Source organism: Streptomyces synnematoformans (assembly GCF_039531005.1).
Taxonomy (GTDB): Bacteria; Actinomycetota; Actinomycetes; order Streptomycetales; family Streptomycetaceae; genus Streptomyces; species Streptomyces synnematoformans.
Genome location: NZ_BAAAPF010000669.1, coordinates 1 through 1,287, shown reverse-complemented (window position 1 = coordinate 1,287; position 1,287 = coordinate 1). Strand labels below are relative to the sequence as shown.

Below are 1,287 nucleotides of genomic sequence, written 5' to 3'. Positions count from 1 at the left end.
AGCGCGTCCGCCAGCATCCGTGCCTGCCGCCGGCCGCGGGCGTCGCCGGAGGCGACGGGCACGGCCGGGTTCTCGTAGAACTCCCGCAGCGAGGATGGCGCTTCGGCGGCGTCCCGCGCGCCGGGCCGGCTCATGCGGGGTCCCCGCACGTCGCGCCGCCGCGGGGCCGCCGCGCCCGCGGGGCCGGGTGGGCGCCGTACCGCCTCCGGTGGGCCCCTGTGCGAGGGTCCGTCGTCGATCTCGCGGTGTTCGCCCGGAGGGCCGGTGGCGCCGGGGGCGCGCCCACGCCCTCCGGGCGTAGGGGGAGTCTGGTGCGTGCGATCGCGAGGCGGGGGGGCGTCCGCCAACGCGGCCGGGGAGACCGGCCGCAGACGGGAGACTGACGACACGCCCCGGGTCCGGCCGCCGGGCCGGGACGCGTACGGTGCCCGCGCGGGCGCGTTGCGGGGCTCATCGCGGCTCGTCCGCGCAGGCCGCGAGGCCCTGCTGCAGCAGCTCGCCGATGCGGACGGCGGCCTCGTGGTCGAGGAGGGCGCGGGAGTAGCGGACGGCCAGGTGCAGCCGGCCCGCGGTGGAGGCCGCGGTGATCGCCAGCCCGCGCGGCATGCGCGCGGGGGCCGAGACCCACACGGCGGTGGGGCGGCCGGCGGCGCCGAAGTCGAGCGGGTAGACGATCCGGCCGAGGTTGGACAGCAGGGTCGTCGACATCAGCGGCGCGGCGGTCCGGCGCAGCGTACGGGCCAGCACGCCGCGTACGCCCACCGGCAGCACCGGCGCGGTGAGCAGCACGCCGGACAGGCCCAGCGGGCGGCTCGGCACGGACTTCAGCGCGTGCGTACGGGCCATGGTCGCGCGCAGCAGCCGCTCCACCGCCGCCCGGTCCGGCGCCGCGCCGCCGGTCAGCGCCGCCGCGTCGGCCTGCTCCTCCGGGCCGAAGCCGACCTCGGTCAGCCGGGTGCCGTTACCGATCGGCATGTCCGCGGACTCCCGCGGGCGGTTGTCGACCGGCATGGTGATGCGCACCGGGCCGCTGCGCTGCCCGTGCTCGCGGTTCCAGCGCGCCGCCGTCAGGCAGGTGGCGACGAGGAGCTGGTCGTTGACGGTGGCGCCGTAGGAGGTGCGGCGCGGCGCGGGCAGGTCGAGCAGGTGCAGGCCGTTGCCGGTGCCGGGAGCGCCGGAGGACGACGTGTCGCCGGCGATGCGGGCGGGGCGGGTCGGCCCGGTGCGCCCGCCGGCAGCTGGCGGGGGCGGGGTCGGGGCCGGGGGAGCGGGCGCGGCCGCCGGGCG

1 pseudogene is annotated in these 1,287 nt (G+C 79.9%); it reads right to left on the bottom strand.

What is annotated here, in order from left to right:
- Positions 1 to 450: 450 nt before the first annotated feature.
- Positions 451 to 1,287 (bottom strand): annotated as a pseudogene (locus ABD317_RS37015) (condensation protein); the annotation flags it as partial.